Origin of the sequence: Peribacillus sp. NPDC094092, from assembly GCF_050279365.1 — a bacterium.
Taxonomy (GTDB): Bacteria; Bacillota; Bacilli; order Bacillales; family DSM-1321; genus Peribacillus.
In genome coordinates this window covers 422,249-448,304 of sequence record NZ_JBNNUC010000001.1, presented here as the reverse complement: position 1 = coordinate 448,304, position 26,056 = coordinate 422,249, and the positions used below count along the sequence as shown (strand labels likewise).

Here is a 26,056-nt window from a genome sequence, read left to right as displayed (position 1 = left end):
TTAAAGGGGGAGAGCGGGCGGAAAGACTCGCCTCCTTCTTTTCATGAAAAGAGTTCGAGGGAGAAGCTATTTGCAATAGTGCAAGTAAAATGTCTAAAAAGGAGGAGTGAAGGTGGAAAGTAAGGATTTACACGTTATTGAGCATATGGAGGAGCTCAGAAGCAGAATCATCAAAACACTGATCGGTTTCCTGGCTTTTTTCATAGTGAGTTTCATATTCGTACAGGATATTTATGAACTGCTCATTAAGGATTTGGACGGAAAGCTTGCCGTGCTCGGACCAAGTGAAATCTTATGGGTATACATGATTATCGCGGCAGTATGTGCAATAGCTGCAACGATTCCGCTAGCAGCCTATCAATTATGGCGCTTTGTGGCTCCAGCGCTGAAACCGGAAGAGAGAAGAGTTACATTTCGGTTCATACCCGGGCTCTTCATTCTATTCATCACTGGTATTTCATTTGGATATTTTGTGTTGTTTCCAATAGTGCTGGGTTTTCTCACTTCCCTATCGGCCGGGCAGTTCGAGATGATGTTCACAGCGGAAAAGTATTTTCGGTTCATGATTAATTTGATTTTACCTTTCGGAATTTTATTCGAGATGCCGCTTGTGGTCATGTTCCTGACCAGATTAGGCATCATCAATCCAACAGTGTTGAAAAAGTCTCGTAAGATTTCTTATTTCGTTCTGGTTGTCATCTCGATCCTGATTACGCCTCCCGATATCATTTCGGACATTTTGGTTATCGTCCCATTGCTTGCACTCTATGAAGTGAGCGTACAGCTGTCCAATATGGTTTACCGAAAAAGGCTAATGAAAGAAGAGACGGCATTACCTGTTACATGAAAAGGATCATCCACAATCTAAGAAACATTTCTTGGGAAATAGTTATTGAACACTATAAAGTTGAGGGGCATACCCCTCAACTTTTTTATTGCGATATAATGCTTGAAGGGAATAATTAGGGGACTTGTGCTTGCGTTTCCTTCTTACATAAATGCTTTTCTTACTTGTTATGTCACATTGTTCAATATTGGACTAAGTCTATTTAAGCGAGTTTATAAATAGACTTCTCCTTGTAAAACCATTTGGGGATTTTTTGGAATGTCTTATTCATTCATGTGAACTTAAAGGCTTCTGAACAGCGTTATGTTGTACAAAAAATAGTAAACATGAGCATCCTCAAGTTTTAAGGGGGATGTTTTATTTTATTTATAAGAAGGAGAGAGGATTCCGGTTAGCGAATTATTGTATTCACTTGAACCATAAAATGCATACTTCGTAAATTCAGGTTCGAATAAATGGTTGTAAGAGGTGAATGTGTATCTTATGGTTCAAGTATTAATATATATTTAGGGGGGGAAAGCATTATCAAAATATCGATCGGGATGGTGAGAAGTTTATGAAGGATTTAGTGAAAATTATTGCAGGAAACATTTCCATGACCTTTGCCTATGCTTATTTAATCGTTCCCAATGAGATTATCAATGGCGGGGTAACTAGCTCGGCATTATTATTGAATGCGTTATCGGGTTATAACATTGCCATGCTAGCCAATATCGTTACAGGTTTACTGTTAATCATTTGTTTAGTCTTTCTAGGGAAAGAGTACTTTTTTAAGTCGATTGTAAGTTCGCTTAGCTATATGGTTTTTTTTAATTTTTTCTATTCATTGAATATTAATTTTGATATAAATATCGCTTTAGTGATTATCATTTCGTCCATTTTGATAGCGATAGGATATTATTTATGTATAACAGCAAATGCCTCCACCGTTGGCTTTGATGTAATTGCCTTAATTTTACATCATAAAAATGAAGAAATAGATATTGCAGCGACAATAAGGATTATTAATATTACCGTACTGATATTGGGCCTTCTTGTTTATGGTTATACATCGATCGTTAAGGGCATTGCATTTACATTGCTTTTTTCATACCTGCTAAAGAAAATGCTGGATAGGAAGCAGAATATCGTAAAATTGGCAACGGAAAGCGTGTTAGACGAATCCTCCAATGTGAAAGAAGTAAAATGAAATATATTTGAGGTTTTGCAGTATTAATGGGCATTTTTTTATTTGAAAATTTTCATTTTGTTATCTAAATATTCTGATTTTTAAATTGACTTTAAAAAAATCAGAGTGTATTATACACATAGAAAGTGGTACTAACATCATGACGTAGTGATGTTATATCCGCTTTGAATTTCAAAATAGCCTTTAGGAAGGGGGAATAATGATATAGAGCCTTAATTTCATAGCTTCATTCCTGTGTCGTTTTAAAATGCCATGTTTCCAAGTTCCCACTATTTTTGTGAAAGTGTAAAGGACAGGCAGTTGAAAAAGCTTTGTTTTTACATGCAAGTAGCGATTATTTTAGTTGATTCCCCAAAATATTGAAAGTTGGTGGAGGGTATGAAACATCAACAGGAAGAACTGAAACCAGGTCTGAAACAAAGACATTTAACGATGATATCCTTAAGTGGTGTCATAGGCGCTGGTTTGTTCGTAGGAAGCGGTATCATTATTGGTCAAACTGGCCCCGGGGCGATATTATCGTATGTTTTGGCAGGTTTGATCGTTGTTCTGGTCATGAGGATGCTTGGGGAAATGGCCACAGTTAATCCCAATACTGGATCTTTTGCCGTTTATGCAAGAGAGGGGATTGGTGAATGGGCCGGTTTTACAACCGGTTGGTTATATTGGTTCTTTTGGGTTATCGTCATTGCTTTGGAAGCAACAGCGGGGGCTGCAATCATACACAGCTGGATTCCTTCCGTTCCCGTCTGGGTCATAAGTCTATCTTTGATTATACTATTGAAACTGACGAATATTTTTTCCGTAAAATCATTTGGTGAGTTCGAATACTGGTTTTCAATCATTAAAATAATCAGTATCATCCTATTTTTGTGCCTGGGTGTGGCAGTGATATTAGGGTTTATCCCGACGATAGAACCACCTGGCGCCTCTAATCTTTTGAATTTTGGCGGTTTTATTCCGAACGGGCTAAGTTCTGTACTTGTTGGCGTCGCAATTGTTTTTCATGCATTTGTTGGAGTGGAGATCCCAGCGATTGCCGCTGGTGAGACGAGTGATCCGGTTAAGTCAGTTAGAAGTGCATTGAATAGTGTCGTATGGCGAATCCTCATTTTCTATATTGGGTCCATCGCTATTCTAGTGACACTATTACCTTGGAACTCGGCTTCTTTGCTGAAAAGTCCATTTGTTGCCGTACTTGAATTGCTGGGAATTCCTTCTGCTGCCTTGATCATGAATATAGTGATTCTCATTGCATTGCTTTCCTGTTTGAATTCGGGGTTATATACGAGTTCACGCATGTTATTTTCACTTGCACAAAAGGGAGATGCTCCAAAGCTATTCTCACAAGTGAGCAAGAACGGTGTTCCTATATTTGCTGTATTCGGCTCCACTTTATTTGCCTTTGTCAGCACCATTTTCAGTTATGTTTCACCCGATAAAATCTTTTTCTTTTTAGTGAATTCCTCGGGTGGAGTGGGAATTCTTGTTTATCTGGCCATTGCGGTTTCCCATCTCCGATTAAGGAAGAGAATGGAGAAAGAGAATCCGGGAATTTTCAAGATCAAAATGTGGTTATTCCCTTATTTGACTTATGCAACCATACTTTCCATGGTTTCCGTTTTAATATTAATGGCATTTATCGATTCGCAGCGTCCACAGTTTATCTTTACCATGCTATTTAGCTTGATCGTTATCTGTTCATTCTTTTTCATACGGCGAAAAAAAGCGAAGTATATGGAGAATGAATTAAATATTGTTTCTAGTTCCCCTAATTCTGAAAAATTATAGCTTGCTCTATACCATTTTAACGAAATGCTTTGTTTGCTTCTATGGAACTCCTCAGACAAAATTCTTCAATCACTAAACAACTAGAATGTGATTCCCATAGAAAAAGAGAGTCGTGCCAACAGGTGCTTGGCGCCATCTGTCTTTTAAATCATGAAGGAGGGATTATGTTGAATGGTTTCCGTGTAATGACTAGTGGGGTTATCCTTGGAACGATATTGCTAACAGGCTGCAACAATTCAAGTGAACCCGACGAGTCTCAACAAGAAAAAAGTCCAGTCATGAATGAAAATTCGGATGCAAATACGGGTGAAACCCAGTATGCAGAGGTTATTAAAAAAGGTGTCGGCGATGTGATTCAATCCATAAAAGGATTGGAATCAGAAATAAGTACGGAAGCGGATTCAGGGGAAATTCAAGAAATGGGAAAAGAAATCAGTTCTAGATGGGATTCGATAGAAAAGCAAGTGGAAGATGAATACCCCGAATGGTATGAGCGGATTGAGAAAAACCTTTACCCATTAATAGGGGAGTCCGGGAATCCGGATAAGGACCTTGAAAAAATGAAACGACTCTCTGAGGCTACTAAAAAAGATTTACAGTTATTTTTGGAAGAAGTGAAATGAATTTAGCAAGTTTAGTGATTTTAAGGGGGTAAGGATGAGGAGGGGAACATAGGTTGGAAAGTGCAAAAGAATGCAAAGAGGTTCAGGCAGTGATCTTTGATTGGGCAGGAACGACGGTGGATTATGGTTGTTTTGCGCCGGTCCAGGCATTTGTTGAGATATTCAGGATAAGGGGAATAGATATTACCGTTAAGGAAGCAAGGGAACCTATGGGTTTATTGAAAATGGATCATATCATGGAACTCCTTAAAATGAAAAGAATCTCCAATTTATGGATGGCTAAATTCGGGAAAGAACCGGACGAAAAAGATCTAAAAACATTATATATGGAATTTGAGGCTTTGCTTTTTAAGGTTCTCAAGGAAAACGCCAAGCCAATACCAGGAGTAATTGAATTAGTCAGCCGTTTAAGGCAGCAAGGAATAAAAATCGGTTCGACGACAGGGTATACTCGTGAAATGATTGATGTTGTTAAACAAGAGGCTGAGAAATGGGGCTATCAACCAGATTCCATCGTTGCGTCCAATGAAGTGCCTGCAGGAAGGCCTGCCCCTTGGATGTGCTTTAAGACGGCGATGAATCTCCAAGTGTATCCACTCAGTAAAATCGTTAAAGTCGGTGATACGATCAGTGACATCAAAGAAGGTATTTCTGCGGGAATGTGGACTGTTGCCGTATTGAAAGGAGGCAGTGAAATCGGCCTTTCAGAAGCGGAAATCAACGAAATGGAGCCATATGAACTACAAAAACGGATGAAACATGCAGAAAATCGATTTTGGAATGCTGGAGCTGATTTCGTAATTGATGAAATAGGTGATTTACTGGAAATCATCGATAGGATTAATTATAGATTGACAGAAAAAAAGGATATATTTATTGGATAAGGAAGAAAGATTCAAATACGTGAGTTAGTGGCGATGATGGTAAGATATTTTAAATAAATTCAAAATATTCAATTTATTCATTGACTGTTTCATCCAATGATAGTATTATACATCTTATAACTGGTACGGACGTCGCAACGTCATTATCAGAAATAATTATAATTAAGGAGAATGTGCTATGGTCGAAACAAAAATGTTAAGAGGAACGAAAGTTAAAATGACACCAAGTGAAGCCATCGTTGAGACATTAGTGGCCGAGGGAGTTAAACATATCTCGGGAATTCTGGGATCTGCATTCATGGATATGCTTGATTTATTGCCAACTGCAGGCATTCGTTTCATCGGTGTCCGCCATGAACAAAGTGCAGCACATATGGAAGATGCCTATTGTCGTGTCTCTGGTGTTGCAGGTGTTGTCATCGGGCAAAATGGACCTGGAATGACGAATATGGTCACCTCTGTTGCAGCGGCCAATCAAGCTCATACTCCAATGGTGGTCATATCACCTTCTGCCGGCACACCAACGGTTGGATGGGATGGATTCCAAGAATGTGATCAGGTTTCCATCTTCAAGGCCATCACTAAGGAAACGGTTAGAGTGACACACCCAGGCCGGGTCGCTGATTGCCTTAGGACAGCATTTCGGATTGCCTATGCCGAGAGGGGACCGGTTTTATTCGATATCCCACGTGATTACTTCTATGGTGAAGTGGAAGATCAAATACTTCAACCACATCAATATCGCGTAGATGAACGTGGCTGCGGATCATCTGCATCCTTGGATAGAGCGGCAGAAATTTTAGCTGAGGCTGAGTATCCTGTCATTATTTCCGGGAGAGGAACGGTTGATTCAGATGGCATCGAGGAAATTAAGAATATTGCAGAATATTTAACAGCTCCGGTAGCTGTCTCCTATATGCATAATGATGCTTTTCCTGCAGATCATCCATTGTCAGTCGGCCCAATCGGGTACATGGGTTCAAAGGCAGCCATGAATACACTAAAGAAAGCGGACGTCATATTGGCGGTCGGTACAAGATTATCGGTTTTTGGAACGTTACCATGCTATGACATTGATTATTTCCCTAAAAATGCACAAATCATCCAAATAGATATTAATCCAAGGCAAATAGCGAGGACACACCCTGTGGAAGTTGGGATCATCGGAGATGCCCGTGAAGCGAGCCATGAAATCTTGAAACGGTTGAAGGCCAGTAAACCTAACCTAAAACAAGAAAAAAAGAGGATGGTCGAAGTAACGAATGAAAAACAAAAATGGGAAGAAGAATTGGTGAAACTTGCGATGATCGATGGAACCCCGATCAATCCGCGTCGAGCCCTTTTGGAATTGACTAAAGTGTTGCCGGAAAATGCCATCGTTACTACAGATATCGGTAATGTATCGTCAACTGCAAACGCTTACTTAAAATTCAATCAGAGCCGCAGGCATATCGCTGCGCTTACATTCGGAAACACGGGATTCGCTTACCCATCCGCACTTGGTGCAAAATTAGCTGAACCGAACACGCCTGTTTTAGCCATTGTTGGAGATGGCGCTTGGGGCATGAGCTTACATGAAGTGAGTACGGCCGTTGAAGAAAACATACCGGTCATAGCATGTGTGTTCAATAATAATGCATGGTGTGCAGAGAAAAAGAATCAGGTTGATTTTTATAATAATCGTTTTGTAGGGGCGGATATCCAAAATCCTGATTTCGCGGAAGTCGCCCGATCCATGGGTGCTGTTGGCATTAGAGTGGAAAAACCTGAGGAGTTAGGTGCTGTCATTGAAGAAGCAATAAAATCAAACAAACCGACTGTCATTGATATACAAGTGGATGGAACACAACTAGCTCCTCCGTTTAGAAAAGATGCATTAAAAATGCCTACTAGATTGTTAGAAAAATATTCTCATTTAGATCATAAAAACTGGGATAAATAATGGTGTGAAAAGGTGATATGACAGGTGCGATGAATGGATGGACTATTTTGGTCATCGCACCATCACCAATTCGCCTCTATAAAGGTCTGTAACAGCATGGGAACTTAACTTAATTGCGTTCAATGAATAATAAGGGGGTTTCAATTGTGAAGATGGAGACTGAAACGAAAGACCTTGTTCAAATGGATAAAGACCATTTATGGCATGCGATGCATCGCTATAATGAGAAGGATGCTCCCATGATGGCTACAGAAGGATCAGGCTCATGGTTTACGGATACAAAAGGTGATAAATATCTAGATGGGGTTTCCGGGTTATGGTGCTTGAACCTGGGGCACGGGAGAAAAGAGATTGCGCAGGCAGCCTATGAACAAATGATTAACCTATCTTATTTCCCTTTAACGTTAAGCCATAAGCCGGCAATCGAATTATCTGCAAAAATAAGTGAACATTTAAAGGGCTCCTATACAACGTTTTTTACGAACAGCGGCTCTGAGGCGAATGAGACAGCTTTTAAAATAGCCAGGCAATATCATTCCCAAAATGGCAATCAGGGTAAATACAAATTCATCTCTAGGTACAGAGCTTATCATGGTAATACTTTTGGCGCGCTAAGCGCAACCGCACAGGCAAATCGGAGAGTGAAATATGATCCTGCCGTTCCAGGCTTCCTGCATGTTCCGCCACCGTACAGTTATCGGAGTCCGTTTGGGGAAAATGTTGAAAACTCCGACTTGCTTGCAGCTGAATATATCGATCAGGTCATTAACTTTGAAGGGGCTGAAACGGTAGCTGGTGTTATTCTTGAACCATTCATCTCTGGTGGCGGGGTCCTTATTCCTTCGAAAGAATACTTAACGAGGGTTTCGGAAATCTGTAAGAAGCATGATGTTCTTTTAATTGTGGATGAGGTGGTTTCAGGTTTTGGGAGAACCGGAAAAATGTTCGGATTCATGCATTCGGATGGGGTTCAGCCTGATATAGTTACAATGGCGAAGGGGTTGACCAGCGGTTATCTTCCGCTTGGAGCAACGGCAGTGAATTCCAGGATTTATGAGAAATTCAAGGAGAGCGGAAATTTAAATCATTTCAGGCATGTGTCAACATATGGAGGCCACCCTGCATCTTGCGCAGTTGCGTTAAAGAACATTGAAATTTTGGAAGATGAAAAAATCGTTCAACGTGTTTCTGAGCTTAGTGAATCGACACTAAGTGAGCTCTTTGAATTGACAGCCCTGGATAAAGTTGGGGAAGTTCGGGGAGTAGGGTTTTTATATGGCATTGAATTAGTGGAAGATAAAAAGACAAAAACGCCAGTTTCCGATGAATTCATGGGTAAAATAATCGGTGCTTGCAAGGAAAAGGGTCTTATCATCGGCCGTAATGGTGATACAGTTCCTGGATATGGAAATGTATTGATCATTGCACCGCCTTTATCTTCGACCGTTGAAGATTTACGCTTTGTCATAGAAACGGTTAAATCCGTTTTATATGAATTATGCTAACCAAAATAGATGATTGAGCTTTCGGGGCTATTTAGAAAAATGAAGATGGGCATGATTTGTCTAACCGTTATGGCATCCATGTCCATTTTTTCATGGAGGGTCTAGCAGTGGGAAAACTGGAGAATCCGAAGTAGGAGGAAATATGCAATCACAACATAGGTTATTGGTAGTTCTTGCACATCCCGATGATGAGTCATTCCTGTGTGGCGGAACCATTGCCAAAATGTCTGAGCGAGGTGTTCATATTACATTACTTTGTGCGACAAAAGGCGAAATGGGCAGGCGCATGGGAAATCCCATTCTTACAACAAGGGAGGCATTGCCTGAACTAAGGGTAGAGGAGTTAAAAAGAGCTTGTGAAGAATTGGGGATAAACGACCTGCGATTTTTAAACGTAAGGGATAAAACGATTGAATTTGAAAGCTTCGATTTATTGGCGGAGAGAATCGTAAAGGTGATTCGTGAAGTACAACCGGATGCACTAGTAACATTCCACGGGAAATATGGGGGGCATCCAGACCATTGTGCGATTGGCCGTGCTGCCGAATTTGCTTTTCTAAAATCCGGTGATCCCGATTTTTATCCAGATCCAGTTTTTCCAGCTTTTAAGGTTCATAGTCTGTACTTTGTTCTTTGGCATGCTTTTTATGATGAATGGATAAAGGAAAACGGGCTGAGCAGTATCACAAGAGTGAATATAGCAGGGACTTTACAGAAAAAGATTCGTGCCTTAAGGTCCCATCGTTCCCAGACCCTGTCCGTTCCTGAATTGTGGGGGAAGCAAAATTCAAGCTTGCCTTTTTTAAAGAAATCCGAGTGTTTTATCAAAGGGAATTCACCTACTAATATAGAAGAAACCGATTTTTTTCAAACGATTGAAAGGATGGGATGATACGTAATTTGGGCTTTAGTTTATCTGGAAAGGGGGAAGGAATATATGGAATTAGAAAAATATGAGCCACTGGAAGAAACACCACAAGAGCAGCAAAAATTGCTTCAAAACAGGGTGGTTTTATGGCTGGGCGGTATCGCTTTCACCTTTTTTATTGCTCTCTTAGGCTTGGGGCTGTCCAAGATTGCAGGATTCAATCGAATCGGTCCACTTGCTTGCTCGATCATCATTGCCGTGATATATCGTCAAATTGCAGGATATCCTGAAAAGTTCCGGACGGGAATAGAATTTTCCGCAAAAAAACTTTTGCGTTTTGCCATTATTTTATACGGGTTGAAATTAAATATCGATGTGATTTTCAATCAGGGTCTGCCATTGCTGGTACGTGACATAGGAACAGTGACTTTTGCTATAGTCGTGATGGTCTTGATTGCAAAGTGGTTTAAAGCAGATGCCTCCATTTCCCTACTTCTTGCTGTAGGAACCGGGATATGCGGTGCAGCAGCCATCGCGGCAATATCTCCAATCGTGAAAGCGAAGGAAGAAGATACAGCCATAGGCGTCGGGATAATCGCGTTAATGGGAACACTTTTCTCCATTGTTTATACACTTTTACGTCCTATCCTTCCGCTATCTGCTTTGGATTATGGAATTTGGTCCGGGATCAGTCTTCATGAAATCGCCCATGTTGCCTTGGCGGGAGCCCCGGCTGGTGAAGATGCGCTAGCGATTGCACTTCTTGCAAAATTGGGCCGTGTCTTTTTACTTATCCCATTATGTTTCATTTTTATGTATTGGATGAAAAAACGCACATCCGGGAAAATGGGCCAAGATGCCAAAATTGATTTTCCATGGTTCCTCGTTGGTTTTATAATCATGAGTTTAATAGGAAGTTATGTGTTTGGAACGTATATCACGGTGTCTCCTCTCGTAATGGATGGTATTTCCAAAACGACTACATTTATTTTGACGATGGCCATGATCGGTCTTGGACTGAATGTTAGCCTGCAGGCACTGCGGACAAAAGCCATGCGTCCTCTTTTAGCCATGACCATTACCTCTTTGCTGCTCTCGATAATCTCATACTTTATCGTTTAATAGATAAGGTCTATTTTTGCCCATTAAATAGGCCTTAAACTTGATGAAGGATGCATATAGGATAAGCCCTGAATACATAGATCTATTCAGGTTTTTTTTCATCTGAAGAAACGTTTTATTGGAAAAGAAGGAGTGGAAATCGCGAAAATCCTAATTTAAGGAAAAATCGACCGCTGGCATGTTTGAATATTATAATTATTTGGTTTACAATATAAGAACTGATACGAACATTACGATGTCTTTTTCTGTTTGGAGGAAATTTTATGGAGTTAGACTTTAAAAATCCAATCCCTTTACATGCTCAATTGAAAACCATATTGGAAAATCAGATTTTGGAAGGTTATTATAAAGATAAAATCCCAAGTGAAAGGGAACTCATGGATATGTATTCTGTCAGCAGGAGCACTGTACGGGAAGCCGTATCCATCCTGGTTCGTGAGGGGATATTGGAAAAAAGGCATGGGAAGGGAACGTTCGTTTCCCTTAAACCTGTACAAGAATGGCTTAAGATGATAAGTTTTACGGAAACCACTAAAAGCATGGGGATTGAACTACTAGATCATGGCCGTGTAATGACACCAGAAAATATAGCTGATGCAAATGGGTTTGATGATGAATCTTACCATATTAAAAGGCTGCGGTTGCAGGGGGATGTCCCAATAGCCATAGAATTGCATTATTATTCTTTGGATCTAGGAAAAAAATTGACGAAATTCGATTTAAGTACAACCGTATTGTATGATGCACTCGAAGGTGATCTGAATATTGACTTTTGTGAAGCGGAACAAATCATAACCTGCGGCTTTCCAACGAAAGAAGACGCAGAACATTTAGGTATAGCCGAAACGATGTGCTTACTGATTACAGAACGGATGATTTTTGATTCTGACGGAAACTTAGTAGAATATTATAAAGGGTTATTCCGATCGGATATGTACTCATTCGCAATGAAAATGTCTCGGAAGAATTGATTTTGCACATAAAATGACCTAAGTCTTTCTAAGAAGCAGAGAGGCTTAGGTCATTTTTGCTATTGAGTTGGTTTGAACCGTTTAAAATTCCCATATCAAAAGGAATTATATTGAAAAAATGATAACATAGGTATGTTTTAATTTAGTCTATGTTTATTCAATATTTATAATATCTAGTCAAGCGTTTGATTATGGAGGGCTTGCGATCCTCCAATTTAGCTGAAATAAGCCCAAGTGCCACTCCTAGCAGCGCACCTGCTCCCACTTCGACAGGCTGATGTCCGAGCAGTTCATTCAGTTCTTTCTCACGCTCCACAAACTCAAAGCTCGGAAACTCTCCCGAAAACTTCGCCATATTATCTTCAAGATCATTCACAAGCTTGGCAATTTCGCCTGTATGGCGTCGAATCCCTTGAGCATCATACATCACAATCACGCCAAACACTGTCGCAAGCGCTGTTTCCGTATGCAGCCAGCCTTTATTCGCTGCGACATAGGATGCCAGTGCGGCCACGCCGGCAGAGTGCGAACTAGGCATGCCGCCTGTTGTGAAAGCCTGCTTCAAGTCCCACTTTCCCGTCAGCTTATAATGCGTTAAAATCTTCAGCCCTTGCGCAATGCCGATTGCTGACAGCGCCGTTAAAATTCCCCGATTCATCTTTTCCATGAGCAATCCCTCCACTCCAGACCAGTCCAACCCAATCCAGGATATTATCTTCCCTCTTTTGATACCCCAATAATAATTTTTATATGCAGTTGTTCCATGATTATCGGCTGTTATTTAAGATCAAGTTTCATGTAAATAATGATCCTTTTTTGAGTGTGCGTGTTCGACTTTTCTAAATATTTATAGGATGGGTCACTTAAGGTAAATATATAATGGAGGATTATTACCATGGTGTTAAGGTGGCAATGGAATGAACAAGATCAAGGATATAAATCCGGAAGAGATCATGATGGTAACCGAGCGAATGTCTTTTACAAAAAAACTTCAGGTCCGCTACTGCTGAAGAATGGTTTGTTTTCATTCCCGGCTTTAATGATCCAGTTACTGGAGGGGCTGCAGGAAAGGCTATAGTTCACTACAATCTATATGGAAACAAAGATATGTTCATTAATACGACAGTAATTCTGGATGACCCTATTCTCTTTGATGAAGAAAATTTTCAGCTGGTTTACTCTATTTGTGATGAACTTATTAATCGTCTAGTAGGATACGCTGATACTTTACTCTCCGTACACGCTGGTTCAAATTCTTATAATGCAGAATACAAACGATAATGTTCGTAAAAGAACAAGGAGGAAAAACAGTGCACCATAATCTGGTTCAATCAATAATCGAACAATCGGTAAAGCTTACAAGTGAAGCGGATTGGGATAAGCTCATTCAACAAGTTAAAAATTCAAAATTTGTTTTGCTGGGAGAGGCATCGCATGGAACATCCGAGTTTTACACGGCCCGAGCCGAAATAACAAAAAAGCTGATTCAAGAAAAAGGGTTCACCTTTGTAGCCGTTGAAGGAGATTGGCCCGCATGCCAGGCAATCAATAGGTATGTTAAAGGCTATGACCAAGTATCTGAATCGGCAAAGGATGTACTTGGAATTTTTGACCGCTGGCCGACCTGGATGTGGGCAAACGAGGAAATGATAGACCTGATTGAATGGATGAAAGAATATAATGAGTCTGGCCAAAGTCAAACAAAAGTTGGATTTTATGGGATAGATATCTATAGTCTTTGGGAATCCATGGATGAAGTTATCCATTACTTAAAACAAATTGATTCGCCTGACCTCGAAGCTGCAAGACAGGCGTTCACATGTTTTGAGCCATTCAATCGCAATAATGAGGAGTACGCAGTTTCCGCAGGCATTTTTTCAGAGGGCTGTATAGAGGAAGTGGCCAAATTACTGACAACCATACAACGGAAAAAAGAAAAATACCCTCATCATGAAGAATTGAATTTGAATCTTCAAGTGAATGCATTAGTAGCGTATAATGCAGAAAATTATTACAGGACAATGGTGGTTCATGATGATAAATCATGGAATATTCGAGATATGCATATGGTTGATGCACTTAATGAAATTATGGATTTTTACGGTTCAAAAGGCAAGGCGATTATATGGGAACATAATACACATGTTGGCGATGCCAGCGCTACTGATATGAGAGATTCCGGGATGATTAATGTAGGTCAGGTCATTCGTGAGCAAAACCCAGCTGGGGATGTATTTATCACAGGATTCGGAACTTACAGAGGAACCGTCATTGCAGCAGATGAGTGGGGCAAGGACCTTGAAATAAAAACAGTACCCCCTGCAATTAATGGAAGTTGGGAGGAGGCTATGCACCTTTCGGGGGCGTATGATAAGCTGCTCATTTTCACTGATGAAAATCGGCATCTATTCCAAGATAGGATCGGACATCGGGCGATTGGGGTTGTATACAGACCGGAATATGAACAATATGGAAACTATGTACCTTCTGTAATATCAGATAGATATGATGCTTTTATTTACATTGATGAAACCCGGGCACTTCACCCGATTGTTCATGAAACAGCACCCGTTGTGTAATAAATGACAAGCCCTTAATAACATTTCATGTTATTAAGGGCTTGTTCGCGCTTATTCCTATTGCCCGTTGTTGGTGTTTAAAATGTTGTCCCCGCCAAAATGAAAAATATCACTGCCTCGAAGACTGGAAAAGCCGCAGAACTGACGATAACACAACTAAACCCTTATTCATTATATAATTCTTTTATCATTAAGAGATGTGGACCGCCATCTTCCATAAAGACATCGGATGAAGTCCGATAGCCGAGTTTTTTATAAAAACCCTCTGCCTGTGTTTGTCCATGTAATTTAACCTTGAATAGTTCCTTTTCCTTTGCAATCTCTTCTAACGTTTTAATTATTATTTTTCCAAGGCCAAATTTACGGTAAGGCTCCAAGATGCAAATTCTCTCCAATTTACCTGCACCATCAACAACTCTTAATCTTCCAGTTCCGACTGGTTTTTCATTATAATAGACTAATATGTGTTCAGAAGAAGCATTAAGTGCGTCAAATTCATCAAATTCAGTTTCTAATTGGAAACCTTGTTCCTCAACAAATACTTCTTTTCTGATATGAAAGGCTATTTTTAAATCAGTTTCTGTAGTAATTTTCTTTGAATCCAATGTTCTTCATCCCTTTTCTAGATTTATGTAATAAGACAAGTCATAATAAATGTATATCCTTTTTTAGTATAAATGAAAATATTATTGTTGTAAATACAACAAAAAAGTTAGGGGCACTTTGAATGAAAGAAATACTCCGTGAAATTGGAATGATAGCAAGGGCATTGGACTCTATAAGTAATATTGAATTTAAAGAATTTGACCTTACAAAAGGGCAGTATTTGTATCTTGTCAGAATCTGTGAAAATCCAGGAATCATTCAGGAAAAGTTAGCAGAAATGATAAAGGTTGACCGAACGACGGCGGCTCGTGCCATTAAAAAACTTGAAATCCAAGGTTTTATTGAAAAGAAAAATGATGAGGACAACAAAAAAATTAAAAAGTTATATGCTACTGATAAAGGTGAAAAGGTCTATCCCTTTTTGAAAAAAGAAGGGGAGTATACCGACAAGGTTGCATTATCGGGATTTTCTATGGAAGAAACGGAAACGATGTTGCATCTTCTTGAAAGGGTCAGAAAAAATATTGAGGTAGATTGGGAATTTGTGAAAAAGGGAAACAAAAGGGGGTATTGATACAGCTTAAAAGCTATCACTGATTCATGGATGCCTAATTGGTGTCAGCATCGAAGGAATGGTTGTGAATGGAGAATTTATAAAGAGAGGCTCGATTCCGAATGGGAATTGAGCCTCTTTCTTAGTATCCAGCTGCCTTTTCAGTAAACTGACTATTATAAAGATCTGCGTAGAAACCATTCACACTTAAAAGGTCGGAATGCGTTCCCTGCTCTATCACTTTTCCTTGATCCATAACAAGAATCAAATCTGCATCCTTAATCGTTGAGAGGCGATGGGCAATGACAAAGCTAGTTCTGCCTTCCATCAGCCGGTTCATGGCTTTTTGGATAAAGACTTCGGTCCGAGTGTCCACACTGGACGTCGCTTCATCCAATATCATGATTGGTGGATCTGCCAGAACTGCTCGGGCGATTGTCAAAAGCTGCTTTTGGCCTTGCGAGATGTTAGAAGCTTCTTCGTTTAATACTGTCTCATAACCATCAGGCAGTGTCCGAATGAAATGGTCGGCATGTGCCGTACGAGCAGCTGCGAAAATTTCTTCATCAGTCGCTCCATTTTTTCCATAAGCGATATTTTCTTTAATCGTGCCATTAAAGAGCCATGTATCTTGAAGCACCATCCCAAAGCTCTTTCGAAGATCACTCCGTGACATATTCCGTGTATCAAGACCATCAATCGTAATCTTTCCGCCATTGAGTTCATAAAATCTCATCAAGAGATTTATCATGGTCGTTTTTCCAGCTCCAGTCGGTCCAACGATAGCGACCGTCTGCCCAGACAAGACATCGATGTTCATATCTTTAATTAACATTTCTTCCCCATATCCAAAGTCCACATGTTCGAAAGAGACAGCACCATTTGCCCTTTTTAAATTAGCTGTGGTTTGTTCTTTCATTTCCTCTTCTTCATCAAGTAGTTCAAATACACGCTCAGCTGCCGCAACCGTCGACTGAATAATGTTTGCGATGTTTGCCGTTTGTGTGATTGGCTGGGTGAACTGCTTTGAATAAGTGATGAATGCTTGAATATCACCAATTGAAATCGAGCGTTGCGTTACCAATATTCCGCCGACAACACTGATGAGGACATAGCTCAAATTTCCGATAAAGAACATCAGGGGCATGATGATACCAGATATGAACTGGGCTCTGCTTGCCGCTTTATACAATTCATCATTAACCGCAGTAAACTGGGCACTCGCCTTTTTTTCATGTCCGAATGCTTTAACGACTTGATGGCCGGTATACATCTCTTCAATGTGTCCATTTAATTGTCCGAGTTTACGTTGCTGATCGGCAAAATACTTTTGGGATTTCTTCAAAATAGGCCGGATTGCAAATATTGATAAAGGCAAGCTGACTATCGAGATTAATGTCAATAACGGGCTAATTGAAAGCATCATGATGATAATCCCCAAAATCGTTACGATTGATGTGATGAACTGAGTTAAGCTTTGCTGAAGGGTGCTCCCAATTGTGTCAATATCATTTGTCATTCGGCTAAGTGTTTCTCCGTTTGGACGTCCTTCAAAATATTTGAGTGGAAGTTTCTTGAGCTTTTCGTTAACATCTTCTCGAAGATCATATACTGTGTCTTGTGCAACACTTGACATAATGTATTGTTGTACATAGTTGAAAAGACTGCTTAAGGCATACAGTCCAGCAAGGAGTAGGAGGATATGGCCAATTTTATCAAAGTTAATGGCTGCCCCTGGTATTCCTTGGAACTTTCCGTATGCCCCTTCGAATAATTCCGTAATTGCCGTACCCATGATTTTTGGTCCGACAATCATAAAAATCGTACTCATGATTGCAGCAAAGAACACGGAAATCAATTTGTTGCGCCGAGGTTTTAAATAAGTTAAGAGACGTCTTAGTGTTCCTTTAAAATCTTTTGCTTTTTGACCCATCATCATCATGTTACCGCCACCAGGACCATGCCCAACATGACCACCGCTTTGAGGTTTTTTTTGATTACTCATGCAATTTCCTCCTCCGTAAGCTGTGATAAGGCGATTTCACGGTATATGTCGTTTGTACTTAGCAACTCTTGGTGTGTGCCCATACCAACAATGTGTCCTTCGTCTAACACAATGATTCGATCAGCATCAACCACCGTACTGACACGCTGGGCAACGAGCAGTACCGTCGATTTTTTCGTTTCATCTTTCAAGGCTGAGCGAAGGTTGGCATCCGTCTTGAAGTCAAGTGCAGAAAAACTATCATCGAATATATAAATATCGGGTTTTCGAATGAGTGCCCTTGCAATCGAAAGCCGTTGCTTTTGCCCGCCTGATAGGTTTGAACCGCCTTGTTCGATTTCTGCCTCATAACCGTCTTTCATGTTTCTGATAAAATCTTCCGCTTGCGCAATCCGAGCCGCATGCTCAACTTCCTCTTGTGTGGCCGTTTGTTTTCCAAAGCGAATATTTTCAGCGATCGTACCTGTAAAGAGGACGGCCTTTTGTGGTACAAAGCCAATTTTTGAACGAACTTCTTCTTGTGATGACTTACGAATATCAACGCCATTTACGCGAATCGTTCCCCTTGAAATATCATAGAAGCGAGGGATCAAATTGACGAGCGTTGTTTTCCCTGATCCTGTTCCACCGATTATTGCGGTGATTTCACCAGGACTTGCAGTAAAATTAATATCCGATAATGCAGGCTCTTCTGCTCCTGGGTAACTGAACGTCACATGTTCAAATTCAATTGTACCGTGTTCATGATCTGCCTTTTCTGTCCCCTCATCCAGGAATGAAGGTTTCATGTCAAGGACTTCGTTTATCCTTGTTGCCGACACGGCCGCCCGTGGAACCATAACGAACATCATGGATGCCATAACGAGAGCGAACATGATTTGCATGACATATTGGATAAATGCCATTAAGTCCCCGATCTGCATCCCGCCGTTATCAATACGTATCCCACCAAACCAAATGATGCCAACAACTGTCAAGTTCATTACAAGCATCATTACAGGCATCATGAATGCCATGATTTTATTGACTTTGATCGAGACATCCGTCAATTCTTTATTCGCTTTCTTTAGACGTTCTTTCTCTTGTGTTTCACGATTGAAGGCTCGAATGACGCGAATACCAGTTAAATTTTCTCGTAATACAAGATTCAACCGGTCTAATCGTTTTTGCACCGTTTGAAAGAGCGGTACACCTTTATATAGAATAAGTAAGATCGACCCAATTAATAAAGGCATTGTGACAACAATGACAAGGGATAATTTAGCATCCATGGATACAGCCATGATCACTCCGCCGATTAACATGATAGGTGCACTGATAACCATACGAAGCATCATGATAACCACTTGCTGGACTTGCGTTATATCATTGGTCGTCCGTGTAATCAATGATGCCGTACCGACTTCATCAAATTCTTGTAACGTAAATTTTTCAACATGATTAAAGACCCTTAGACGGAGATCGCGTCCCATTCCCATTGCCGCTTTGGACGAATAGTAGCTTGCGATTATGGATGCACAGGCACCAAGTGCGGAAACCAACAGCATCAAACCACCAATTTTCCAAATGTATGGAGTATCTCCCCGAACGACGCCTTTGTCAATAATATCAGCCATTAGTGTAGGCAAAAAGAGGTCCGACATGGATTGAATAAAAACCAGACAGATAACTGCTGAAATGATCCACTTATAAACGGATAAATTTTTCAGTATTTTTATCATTTTGAACACTCTCCCTGTTCGGTAGCTTGTGCTTCTAAAAAGTTTGTAATTTGAAGATGCGTTTCTAGCAATTCTTCAAACTGTTCCTCGGAAAGCATTTCAATGGCCGTTTGAAAGACTTGGTGAATGCTTCCTTCGTGAAAATGAATCGTTTTTAATAAATTTTTCCCCTGATCGGTGATTGACAACTGAATCTCACGCCGATTGCCCTCCACATGCTCACGATGGAGCATGCCGGCCCGAACGAGTCCATCGACCGCTTGGCTCAAGGTGCTTTTTGGAAGAAATGTTTTCTCCCCGACATTTTTTTGAGTGGTCTCTTTGTAAAGGGTAATGGTCATCAAAATGGAATATTGAGGAACTGTTAATCCATTTTCTGCGGCTGTCTTTTGAACGAACCGCATTATATTTTTCTGCACGTTCCAAAATGAACGCAATAGTTGTACGGAACGCATCAATTGTTTTTCATTCTCCACTCAACATCACCATTCTTTCTGTTTTGAACTGTTCCATATCGAACATTTAATTTTATGAATCAATTTAATTTACAGCTATTTTTCCGCGTAGTCAATAAAAAACGATCACATAATTTCGGTGTTTATCTAAATCTTGGTCGTACATAAAACTCTAGTAAAATCTGAGTTGTCTAGGCAATTCATCATTGTTTCGTGTGAAAACACCCACTTTTTCATGTACTTGATTCAATAGACATAAAAATGTCCTTTCAATAGAGTGAAATTAGTTGGAAATTTGAGATAAAAAGTGGTAGGATAAGATTGCATTGAGTTAGTACCAGGTAATAATACTAGATGATAACGCATTTGAGGGTGTTAGATGGCAAGCATACATACATAAACGAGATGTTTCTTCCTTAGATAAATAACCGGATTTTAAAGTTTGTTTTAACAGAAAAATGATTTAATACCAGGAGGGATGATGACATATGGTTGAAAACCGTCATCTACAGGCAGGTCTAAGTGATGGGCAGGTGCTTGAGATGTATAGAATAATGTTGTTGGCAAGACGTATAGATGAACGGATGTGGCTGTTGAACAGATCTGGGAAAATTCCTTTTGTCGTTTCCTGTCAAGGGCAGGAAGCAGCTCAAGTGGGAGCTGCATTTGCATTGAACCGTGAAAAGGATTATGTCCTTCCTTATTACCGGGATCTCGGAGTGGTGCTTGCGTTTGGGATGACAGCAAGGGATTTAATGTTATCCAGTTTTGCAAAAGCGGAAGATCCAAATTCGGGCGGGCGTCAAATGCCTGGGCATTTTGGGCAAAAAAAGAATCGCATCGTGACGGGATCTTCGCCAGTTACCACTCAAGTGCCACATGCAGTGGGGATTGCACTCGCTGCAAAGATGGAAGGAAAAGATATTGTTTCATTCGTTACATTCGGAGAGGGTTCATCAAACCAAGGTGATTTCCATGAAGGGGCGAATTTCGCAGGTGTACATAAACTTCCGGTTATCTTGATGTGCGAGAATAATCAGTATGCCATTTCCGTACCGATTGAAAAGCAATTGGCTTGCGGGAAAGTGTCGGACCGGGCCATTGGTTATGGCATGCCAGGGGTGACGGTTGATGGAAATGACCCGATCGAAGTATACCGGGTAGTGAAAGAAGCGGCAGAGAGAGGCAGGCGTGGTGAAGGACCAAGCTTAATCGAAACAGTTTCATATAGGCTTACACCACACTCAAGCGATGATGATGATAGTCAATACAGGTCGCCTGATGAAGTGTCGGAGGCCAAAAAAATAGATTCGATCATCACTTTTGGTGCCTACTTAAAAGAAGTTGGAATCATGGATGATCAAATGGAGAAACAAATGAACGAGGAAATAATGGAAGTTGTGAACGAAGCGACGGATTATGCGGAAAATGCTCCATTTGCAAATGAAGACACGCTCTCTAATTACGTTTACGCAGGTAAGTAAGGAGGAAAGAATATGGCAGTGATATCTTATATAGATGCCGTGATAATGGCGATGCGGGAAGAAATGGAACGTGATCCCCGTGTATTTGTACTAGGTGAGGATGTAGGGGTAAAAGGCGGCGTGTTTAAAGCGACTTCAGGGTTATACGAACAATTCGGGGAACGGCGTGTCATTGATACCCCGCTTGCTGAATCCGCAATCGCAGGAGTTGGCATCGGCGCGGCCATGTATGGAATGAGGCCGATTGCGGAAATGCAATTCGCTGATTTTATCATGCCCGCAATCAACCAAATCATTTCGGAAGCTGCAAAAATCCGTTATCGCTCTAATAATGACTGGCATTGCCCTATCGTCATAAGAGCCCCATACGGCGGGGGTGTACATGGGGCGTTATACCATTCACAATCCGTTGAAGCCATTTTTGCCAATCAACCGGGACTAAAAATTGTCATGCCCTCTACACCCTACGACGTGAAAGGTTTATTGAAAGCGGCCATTCGCGATGAAGATCCGGTCCTTTTCTTTGAACATAAACGTGCCTATCGGCTTATTAAAGAAGAAGTGCCGAATGATGATTATGTTTTACCGATTGGTAAAGCGGATGTAAAACGTGAAGGCGAGGACGTTACAGTGATTACTTACGGCCTTTGTGTTCATTTTGCGCTTCAGGCAGCCGAAAGGCTGGCCAGTGATGGCATATCCGTTCATATTCTTGATTTACGAACCGTTTATCCATTAGATCAAGAAGCCATTATGGAAGCTGCATCTAAAACAGGAAAAGTCCTATTGGTTACTGAAGATAATAAGGAAGGAAGCATCATTAGTGAAGTATCGGCGATCATTGCAGAAAACTGCCTCTTCGATCTCGATGCCCCAATCATGAGACTCGCGGGACCGGATGTCCCAGCTATGCCATATTCACCATCATTGGAGAAATCCTTCATGGTGAATCCTGAAAAAGTGGAAAAGGCACTTAGGGACCTTGTTGCCTATTGAACGAACCTTAATATAGAACAAATGAAGCATCCTGCATCTGTGGGATGCTTTGTTGTTCCCGTGATTGATCATGCCGATGAAAATCAAGGAAACGGCATTTGACTTTTCCCGAATCTTATAGGGTAAAGCAAGTCGGCAAAATAAACTATACCAGTATTTATTGAAGGCGAGACTACAGGCTATAGCGATTCGTATAGACCAAGCACTTGAATGGAATTGTAAGGGGAATGGAAAAGGTGAACATTATATTAGTTCATATGATTAAGAGTGTTTATATTGGGGTTGAATCTTAAAAATGAACTTAAGTCTAACACCTATAAAAAGGTTGTCAGGCTTTTTTTTCGATTATAGAAGCGTAAATAACTAATCCGTACACTAGGGAGGGCACATAATATCCCCACCGATTTCTTTTATTTAGTTGTGTTTTTTAATGAATTTTCACTTCGTAAATATATATTGAACGAAATGCGTGGTATTATATGGTAAACGATTCTAGGCAAAGGAGCTTAAGATGAATACTGGACAATTCTCCAATAATAAACTATTAGATATGGTGTTTGAAAGTACATATTATGGAATTGTAATTGTCGATAGTAATGGGAAAATTCAATATATCAGCAATAAATATTGTGAATTTTTAAATGTTGAACGCGACACAGTGATTGGTGAACATGTGACGAATATAATTGAGAATACTAGACTACATCTGGTAGTGCAAATAGGTAAATCGGAAATCGCTGATATACATTTTCTTCGAGGAGATTTTGTTATCGCTAATCGCATTCCTATCATCGAAAATAATGAAATAATTGGTGCAATAGGGACTATAATGTTTCGGGATCTTGATGACTGGAATAAAATGAATAGTCACATTAAGGAGATACTGACAAAACATAATTTTTACAGAAATGAAATAGATGTTACAAATGGAGTAAAGTATTCATTACACAACATAATTGGAAATGCAGAAGAAATACAACAGTTAAAAGAACGTGTGAAAAGGTTGGCCAGCGGTGATATCTCTGTACTAATTAGAGGAGAAAGCGGTACAGGAAAGGAAATAATAGCACATAGCATTCATCAGTTAAGTGGAAGAAGCGACAAACCGCTTGTGAAAATAAATTGTAGTTCAATTCCGGAACACTTGTTGGAATCTGAACTTTTCGGTTATGAAGAAGGTGCCTTTACAGGGGCAAAAAAGGGAGGTAAAATGGGAAAGTTTCAATTTGCCGAGGGTGGAACGGTTTTCCTTGACGAGATTGGTGATATGCCTCAGCAAATGCAAGTCAAGTTATTAAGGGTCCTTCAGGAGAAAGAGTTTGAGCCTGTAGGTTCGCTTTATCCAAAAAAACTGAATGTTCGAGTGATAGCTGCAACAAATCGACCTTTAGAAAAATTGATTGAAGAAAAGCTATTTCGTGAAGACTTATTTTATAGAATAAATGCTGTCCAATTATTTGTTCCTCCTTTAAGAGATAGAATGGAAGATATCCCTTTACTTATAGATTATTTTTTTAAAAAAATCACATCTCGACTAGGAAAACGAGTAACCTCCATACACCCAGAGGTGATTTCATTAATAAAACAATATAACTGGCCAGGGAACATCAGAGAACTAGAGAATGTGATTGATGCAGGTGTTCACCTATCAAATGAAGAGGTGATGGGAAAGGATGCTTTACCTGATTATCTTAAAGTTCATAATGTGAATATGAAAGAATTAAGTTTAAAGGATTGTGTAGAGGAAGCAGAAAAGAAGGCAATCGAAAAAGCGTTAATGAAGTTTAAGTATGATAAAAAAAGGGTTGCGGAAGCTCTTGGAATAGGGAATTCTACCCTTTACGATAAAATTCGAAAATATAAGATTTCTGATCAATAAAAATAAATCCGGGATTACAGAATTCATTCCTAAATCCCGGATTTATCTTTTTATTTCCGACTTAAAGTTAATATAGTTTTCATTACAGGAGGAACAAGGCAATAAATGATGAAAATCAATGAATGAAAAATCAGCTGACATTACTTCAGTTGATTTTTTTTTGGTTATTTTCCGAAAAAACAGAAATTTTTTTATTGGGTTTTCCTTGATTATTAAGGACAGTAAGTCTGTAAGGGTTATTTCCGTTTTGGAATGAATCTTGCATTCAAAATTAGAAGAAAGGAGGAAAGAAAACGATAAAGACGAGTGGTCAAGTTAATGGCTTGGAAGTATGAGAATTGATTTGAACTGAATTTAGCGGCCTTGCAGCTTGAATTTTTGTCTGTATTTTTTTAATTGAAAAGGAGGAATTTCATTGGATGTCGGTTTTATCACGAGAAAAATGGCGAATGATTTAAATCATATAAATCCTAGAAAAATAGCAATAAAAGAAGAAGCGGGAAATTCGATGACGTACATGGATCTTCACCTTATATCAAATGCGTATGCAAATAAGCTACACGAAATGGGAGTGCGAAAAGGGGATCGTGTCGGTATTTTACTTTACAATTGTCTCGAATATTTTAGTCTATATTTTGCCATTGCGAAAATCGGGGCAATTGCAGTTCGACTTAATTTTAGGCTTTCAAGTGCAGAGCTTGAGTATGCATTAAATGATTCACAGACAAAAATATTGTGCTTCCATTCTAACTTAGCCGATCAGCTGGAATCAGTTTGTAATCATGTTTCCGTTGAGCGTTATTTTTGTCTTCCTCATAGAAATGGATCAACCCCGGGTTGGGCTGAATCATGGAGTGTTTTAGAAAGTGGTTCGGTAGATGAGGTCAAAGTCGATAACATTAAATTAAACGACCCAGTCATGCTTATGTACACATCAGGAACAACGGGAAGACCTAAAGGTGCGATTTGGACACATGATACAACTTTCTGGTTTTCCACAATACAAGCTCTGAAATGGAAATTTACGGGGCGGGAAGTTGCGATGACGACAGGACCACTATACCATGTTGGAGCGATGGAAGATATCGCACTCCCCATTCTCCTGATGGGTGGAAGGGTAATCATTACAAAAAGCCAAGAATTCGAGATTGGAAGAATTCTTTCCGTTATTGAAGAGGAAAATGTGACCGATTCTTTTTTATTTCCTTTCATGATTTATGAAATGCTAAATTTGCCTGAAATTGAAAAGTATAAGCTGAAATCTTTAAAAACTATTTATACTGGTGGTGACCCGCTAATGCCATGGGCACTGGAACAATTAAAAAAGAGGTTTCCTCAAATTGGAGTTGTTCAAGTTTACGGGTTAACTGAAGGACAGCCAATTGCGGCTTCGCTTGAACCAAAGGACGCTTTTACAAAAGGAAATACCGTTGGAAAGCCGATGCCACTTACGGAAATAAATATTATCGATGAGGATGGAAACTCTTTGCCAGTTGGTGAAATTGGTGAAATCGCTATTAAAAGTCCAGCGGTTTCTGAGGGGTATTGGAGGAAACCAGATGCCACAATGGAAACCTTCGTGAATGGATGGTGTAAAACAGGAGACATGGGAAAATTCGATCATGATGGGTATCTATCAATTGCAGGCAGAAAAAAGGATATGATTCGGAGCGGTGGCGAAAACATTTATTCAGCGGAAATTGAAGATGTCTTATATCGCCATGAGGAAGTGAAGGAAGTTTCAATAATTGGTATTCCTGATCCCAAATATATTGAGGCTGTATGTGCTGTTATTGTTAAAAAAGAAGGAGCCAAACTGACGGAGGAAGATGTTGTTAACTACTGTAAGGAACATCTTGCTAGCTACAAAAAGCCTAGAAAGGTCACATTTGTTGATGAAATACCACGTACCCCATCCGGGAAGGTTCAGAAGTTTATTCTTCGTAAACAATTTAGTGGAATGGATAAATAAGGGGTTTATGGAGGGGTGAAAAAGGTTTGTGAATACATTATTTCACTTTGTTTTAATAGTCACA

General features: G+C 39.9%; 21 protein-coding genes and 1 pseudogene. 17 read left to right on the top strand and 5 right to left on the bottom strand.

The genetic code is table 11. The features are described from left to right. Positions 1–145: 145 nt before the first annotated feature. The 10 genes from tatC (at position 146) to ACQKNS_RS02020 (ending at position 11,742) form a co-directional block, all read left to right on the top strand. Positions 146–847, top strand: coding sequence for a twin-arginine translocase subunit TatC (gene tatC, locus ACQKNS_RS02065; protein WP_427642104.1), 702 nt, complete (start codon positions 146–148; stop codon positions 845–847). A gap of 556 nt (positions 848–1,403) precedes the next feature. Next, positions 1,404–2,036 (top strand): YitT family protein, encoded by a 633-nt coding sequence (locus ACQKNS_RS02060; RefSeq protein WP_427640961.1) that lies wholly within the window; start codon positions 1,404–1,406, stop codon positions 2,034–2,036. A 378-nt stretch (positions 2,037–2,414) separates the two neighbouring features. After that, on the top strand, positions 2,415–3,827 hold the full coding sequence (locus ACQKNS_RS02055; protein WP_427640960.1) for an amino acid permease: 1,413 nt from the start codon (positions 2,415–2,417) through the stop codon (positions 3,825–3,827). 167 nt (positions 3,828–3,994) lie between these two features. Further along, the gene (locus tag ACQKNS_RS02050; RefSeq protein WP_427640959.1) at positions 3,995–4,450 is read left to right on the top strand and encodes a hypothetical protein; all 456 of its coding nucleotides are present in this window, start codon (positions 3,995–3,997) and stop codon (positions 4,448–4,450) included. A gap of 53 nt (positions 4,451–4,503) precedes the next feature. Next, a complete protein-coding gene (phnX, locus tag ACQKNS_RS02045; protein WP_427640958.1) occupies positions 4,504–5,334 on the top strand; it encodes a phosphonoacetaldehyde hydrolase in 831 nt (276 codons plus the stop codon). Positions 5,335–5,512: 178 nt separating this feature from the next. Continuing rightward, positions 5,513–7,276, top strand: coding sequence for a sulfoacetaldehyde acetyltransferase (gene xsc, locus ACQKNS_RS02040; RefSeq protein ID WP_427640956.1), 1,764 nt, complete (start codon positions 5,513–5,515; stop codon positions 7,274–7,276). A gap of 152 nt (positions 7,277–7,428) precedes the next feature. Beyond that, positions 7,429–8,781 (top strand): aminotransferase, encoded by a 1,353-nt coding sequence (locus ACQKNS_RS02035; protein WP_427642103.1) that lies wholly within the window; start codon positions 7,429–7,431, stop codon positions 8,779–8,781. 142 nt (positions 8,782–8,923) lie between these two features. Then, positions 8,924–9,673, top strand: coding sequence for a PIG-L family deacetylase (locus ACQKNS_RS02030; protein WP_427640955.1), 750 nt, complete (start codon positions 8,924–8,926; stop codon positions 9,671–9,673). A 45-nt stretch (positions 9,674–9,718) separates the two neighbouring features. After that, positions 9,719–10,771: a YeiH family protein gene (locus tag ACQKNS_RS02025; RefSeq protein ID WP_427640954.1), complete on the top strand. Its 1,053-nt coding sequence runs from the start codon at positions 9,719–9,721 to the stop codon at positions 10,769–10,771. Between the two features lie 263 nt (positions 10,772–11,034). Next, positions 11,035–11,742 (top strand): GntR family transcriptional regulator, encoded by a 708-nt coding sequence (locus ACQKNS_RS02020; RefSeq protein ID WP_192204444.1) that lies wholly within the window; start codon positions 11,035–11,037, stop codon positions 11,740–11,742. Between the two features lie 157 nt (positions 11,743–11,899). On the opposite strand, the gene ACQKNS_RS02015 is transcribed toward ACQKNS_RS02020, so the two are convergent. Next, complete coding sequence (locus ACQKNS_RS02015) at positions 11,900–12,409, bottom strand: divergent PAP2 family protein (protein WP_427642102.1); 510 nt, start codon at positions 12,407–12,409, stop codon at positions 11,900–11,902. Between the two features lie 317 nt (positions 12,410–12,726). Between ACQKNS_RS02015 and ACQKNS_RS02010 the strand changes: the two are divergent. Beyond that, positions 12,727–13,023 (top strand): annotated as a pseudogene (locus ACQKNS_RS02010) (hypothetical protein); the annotation flags it as partial. Between the two features lie 29 nt (positions 13,024–13,052). After that, entirely contained in the window at positions 13,053–14,321 is a 1,269-nt protein-coding gene (locus ACQKNS_RS02005) for an erythromycin esterase family protein (protein WP_427640953.1), read from the top strand. A 164-nt stretch (positions 14,322–14,485) separates the two neighbouring features. Here the strand turns inward: ACQKNS_RS02005 and ACQKNS_RS02000 are convergent, their stop codons facing one another. Beyond that, complete coding sequence (locus ACQKNS_RS02000; RefSeq protein WP_427640952.1) at positions 14,486–14,926, bottom strand: GNAT family N-acetyltransferase; 441 nt, start codon at positions 14,924–14,926, stop codon at positions 14,486–14,488. A 122-nt stretch (positions 14,927–15,048) separates the two neighbouring features. On the opposite strand from ACQKNS_RS02000, the gene ACQKNS_RS01995 reads away from it, so the two are divergent. Then, complete coding sequence (locus ACQKNS_RS01995; protein WP_427640951.1) at positions 15,049–15,501, top strand: MarR family winged helix-turn-helix transcriptional regulator; 453 nt, start codon at positions 15,049–15,051, stop codon at positions 15,499–15,501. A gap of 121 nt (positions 15,502–15,622) precedes the next feature. Here ACQKNS_RS01995 and ACQKNS_RS01990 read toward each other — a convergent pair whose 3' ends face one another. The 3 genes from ACQKNS_RS01990 to ACQKNS_RS01980 are packed head-to-tail and all read right to left on the bottom strand — an operon-like array spanning position 15,623 to position 19,682. Beyond that, positions 15,623–17,485 carry an ABC transporter ATP-binding protein gene (locus ACQKNS_RS01990; RefSeq protein WP_427640950.1) on the bottom strand — a complete coding sequence of 621 codons (1,863 nt, stop codon included), beginning with the start codon at positions 17,483–17,485 and terminating at the stop codon, positions 15,623–15,625. Further along, positions 17,482–19,206: an ABC transporter ATP-binding protein gene (locus ACQKNS_RS01985; RefSeq protein ID WP_427640949.1), complete on the bottom strand. Its 1,725-nt coding sequence runs from the start codon at positions 19,204–19,206 to the stop codon at positions 17,482–17,484. Before ACQKNS_RS01985 ends, ACQKNS_RS01990 begins: the two co-directional genes overlap by 4 nt. Then, positions 19,203–19,682 (bottom strand): MarR family winged helix-turn-helix transcriptional regulator, encoded by a 480-nt coding sequence (locus tag ACQKNS_RS01980; protein ID WP_214791918.1) that lies wholly within the window; start codon positions 19,680–19,682, stop codon positions 19,203–19,205. The genes ACQKNS_RS01985 and ACQKNS_RS01980 overlap by 4 nt, the downstream gene beginning before the upstream one ends. 467 nt (positions 19,683–20,149) lie before the next feature. Between ACQKNS_RS01980 and ACQKNS_RS01975 the strand changes: the two genes are divergently transcribed. The 4 genes from ACQKNS_RS01975 (at position 20,150) to ACQKNS_RS01960 (ending at position 25,992) form a co-directional block, all read left to right on the top strand. Continuing rightward, a complete protein-coding gene (locus ACQKNS_RS01975) occupies positions 20,150–21,145 on the top strand; it encodes a thiamine pyrophosphate-dependent dehydrogenase E1 component subunit alpha (protein ID WP_427640948.1) in 996 nt (331 codons plus the stop codon). 12 nt (positions 21,146–21,157) lie between these two features. Further along, the gene (locus ACQKNS_RS01970) at positions 21,158–22,141 is read left to right on the top strand and encodes an alpha-ketoacid dehydrogenase subunit beta (protein ID WP_427640947.1); all 984 of its coding nucleotides are present in this window, start codon (positions 21,158–21,160) and stop codon (positions 22,139–22,141) included. 511 nt (positions 22,142–22,652) lie between these two features. Further along, the gene (locus ACQKNS_RS01965) at positions 22,653–24,020 is read left to right on the top strand and encodes a sigma-54 interaction domain-containing protein (RefSeq protein WP_427640946.1); all 1,368 of its coding nucleotides are present in this window, start codon (positions 22,653–22,655) and stop codon (positions 24,018–24,020) included. Positions 24,021–24,435: 415 nt separating this feature from the next. Then, positions 24,436–25,992 (top strand): acyl-CoA synthetase, encoded by a 1,557-nt coding sequence (locus ACQKNS_RS01960; protein WP_427640945.1) that lies wholly within the window; start codon positions 24,436–24,438, stop codon positions 25,990–25,992. The last annotated feature ends 64 nt before the right edge of the window (positions 25,993–26,056 follow it).

Bases quoted from the DNA above. Each gene is read 5' to 3' on its own strand.
- ACQKNS_RS01995 (WP_427640951.1), top strand. From the start codon at position 15,049: ATGAAAGAAATACTCCGTGAAATTGGAATGATAGCAAGGGCATTGGAC.
- ACQKNS_RS01990 (WP_427640950.1), bottom strand. From the start codon at position 17,485: ATGAGTAATCAAAAAAAACCTCAAAGCGGTGGTCATGTTGGGCATGGT.
- ACQKNS_RS02060 (WP_427640961.1), top strand. From the start codon at position 1,404: ATGAAGGATTTAGTGAAAATTATTGCAGGAAACATTTCCATGACCTTT.
- ACQKNS_RS02015 (WP_427642102.1), bottom strand. From the start codon at position 12,409: ATGGAAAAGATGAATCGGGGAATTTTAACGGCGCTGTCAGCAATCGGC.
- ACQKNS_RS02055 (WP_427640960.1), top strand. From the start codon at position 2,415: ATGAAACATCAACAGGAAGAACTGAAACCAGGTCTGAAACAAAGACAT.
- ACQKNS_RS01970 (WP_427640947.1), top strand. From the start codon at position 21,158: ATGGCAGTGATATCTTATATAGATGCCGTGATAATGGCGATGCGGGAA.
- ACQKNS_RS01985 (WP_427640949.1), bottom strand. From the start codon at position 19,206: ATGATAAAAATACTGAAAAATTTATCCGTTTATAAGTGGATCATTTCA.
- ACQKNS_RS02035 (WP_427642103.1), top strand. From the start codon at position 7,429: ATGGAGACTGAAACGAAAGACCTTGTTCAAATGGATAAAGACCATTTA.
- tatC (WP_427642104.1), top strand. From the start codon at position 146: ATGGAGGAGCTCAGAAGCAGAATCATCAAAACACTGATCGGTTTCCTG.
- ACQKNS_RS02030 (WP_427640955.1), top strand. From the start codon at position 8,924: ATGCAATCACAACATAGGTTATTGGTAGTTCTTGCACATCCCGATGAT.
- ACQKNS_RS02020 (WP_192204444.1), top strand. From the start codon at position 11,035: ATGGAGTTAGACTTTAAAAATCCAATCCCTTTACATGCTCAATTGAAA.
- ACQKNS_RS02025 (WP_427640954.1), top strand. From the start codon at position 9,719: ATGGAATTAGAAAAATATGAGCCACTGGAAGAAACACCACAAGAGCAG.
- xsc (WP_427640956.1), top strand. From the start codon at position 5,513: ATGGTCGAAACAAAAATGTTAAGAGGAACGAAAGTTAAAATGACACCA.
- ACQKNS_RS01975 (WP_427640948.1), top strand. From the start codon at position 20,150: ATGGTTGAAAACCGTCATCTACAGGCAGGTCTAAGTGATGGGCAGGTG.
- ACQKNS_RS01965 (WP_427640946.1), top strand. From the start codon at position 22,653: ATGAATACTGGACAATTCTCCAATAATAAACTATTAGATATGGTGTTT.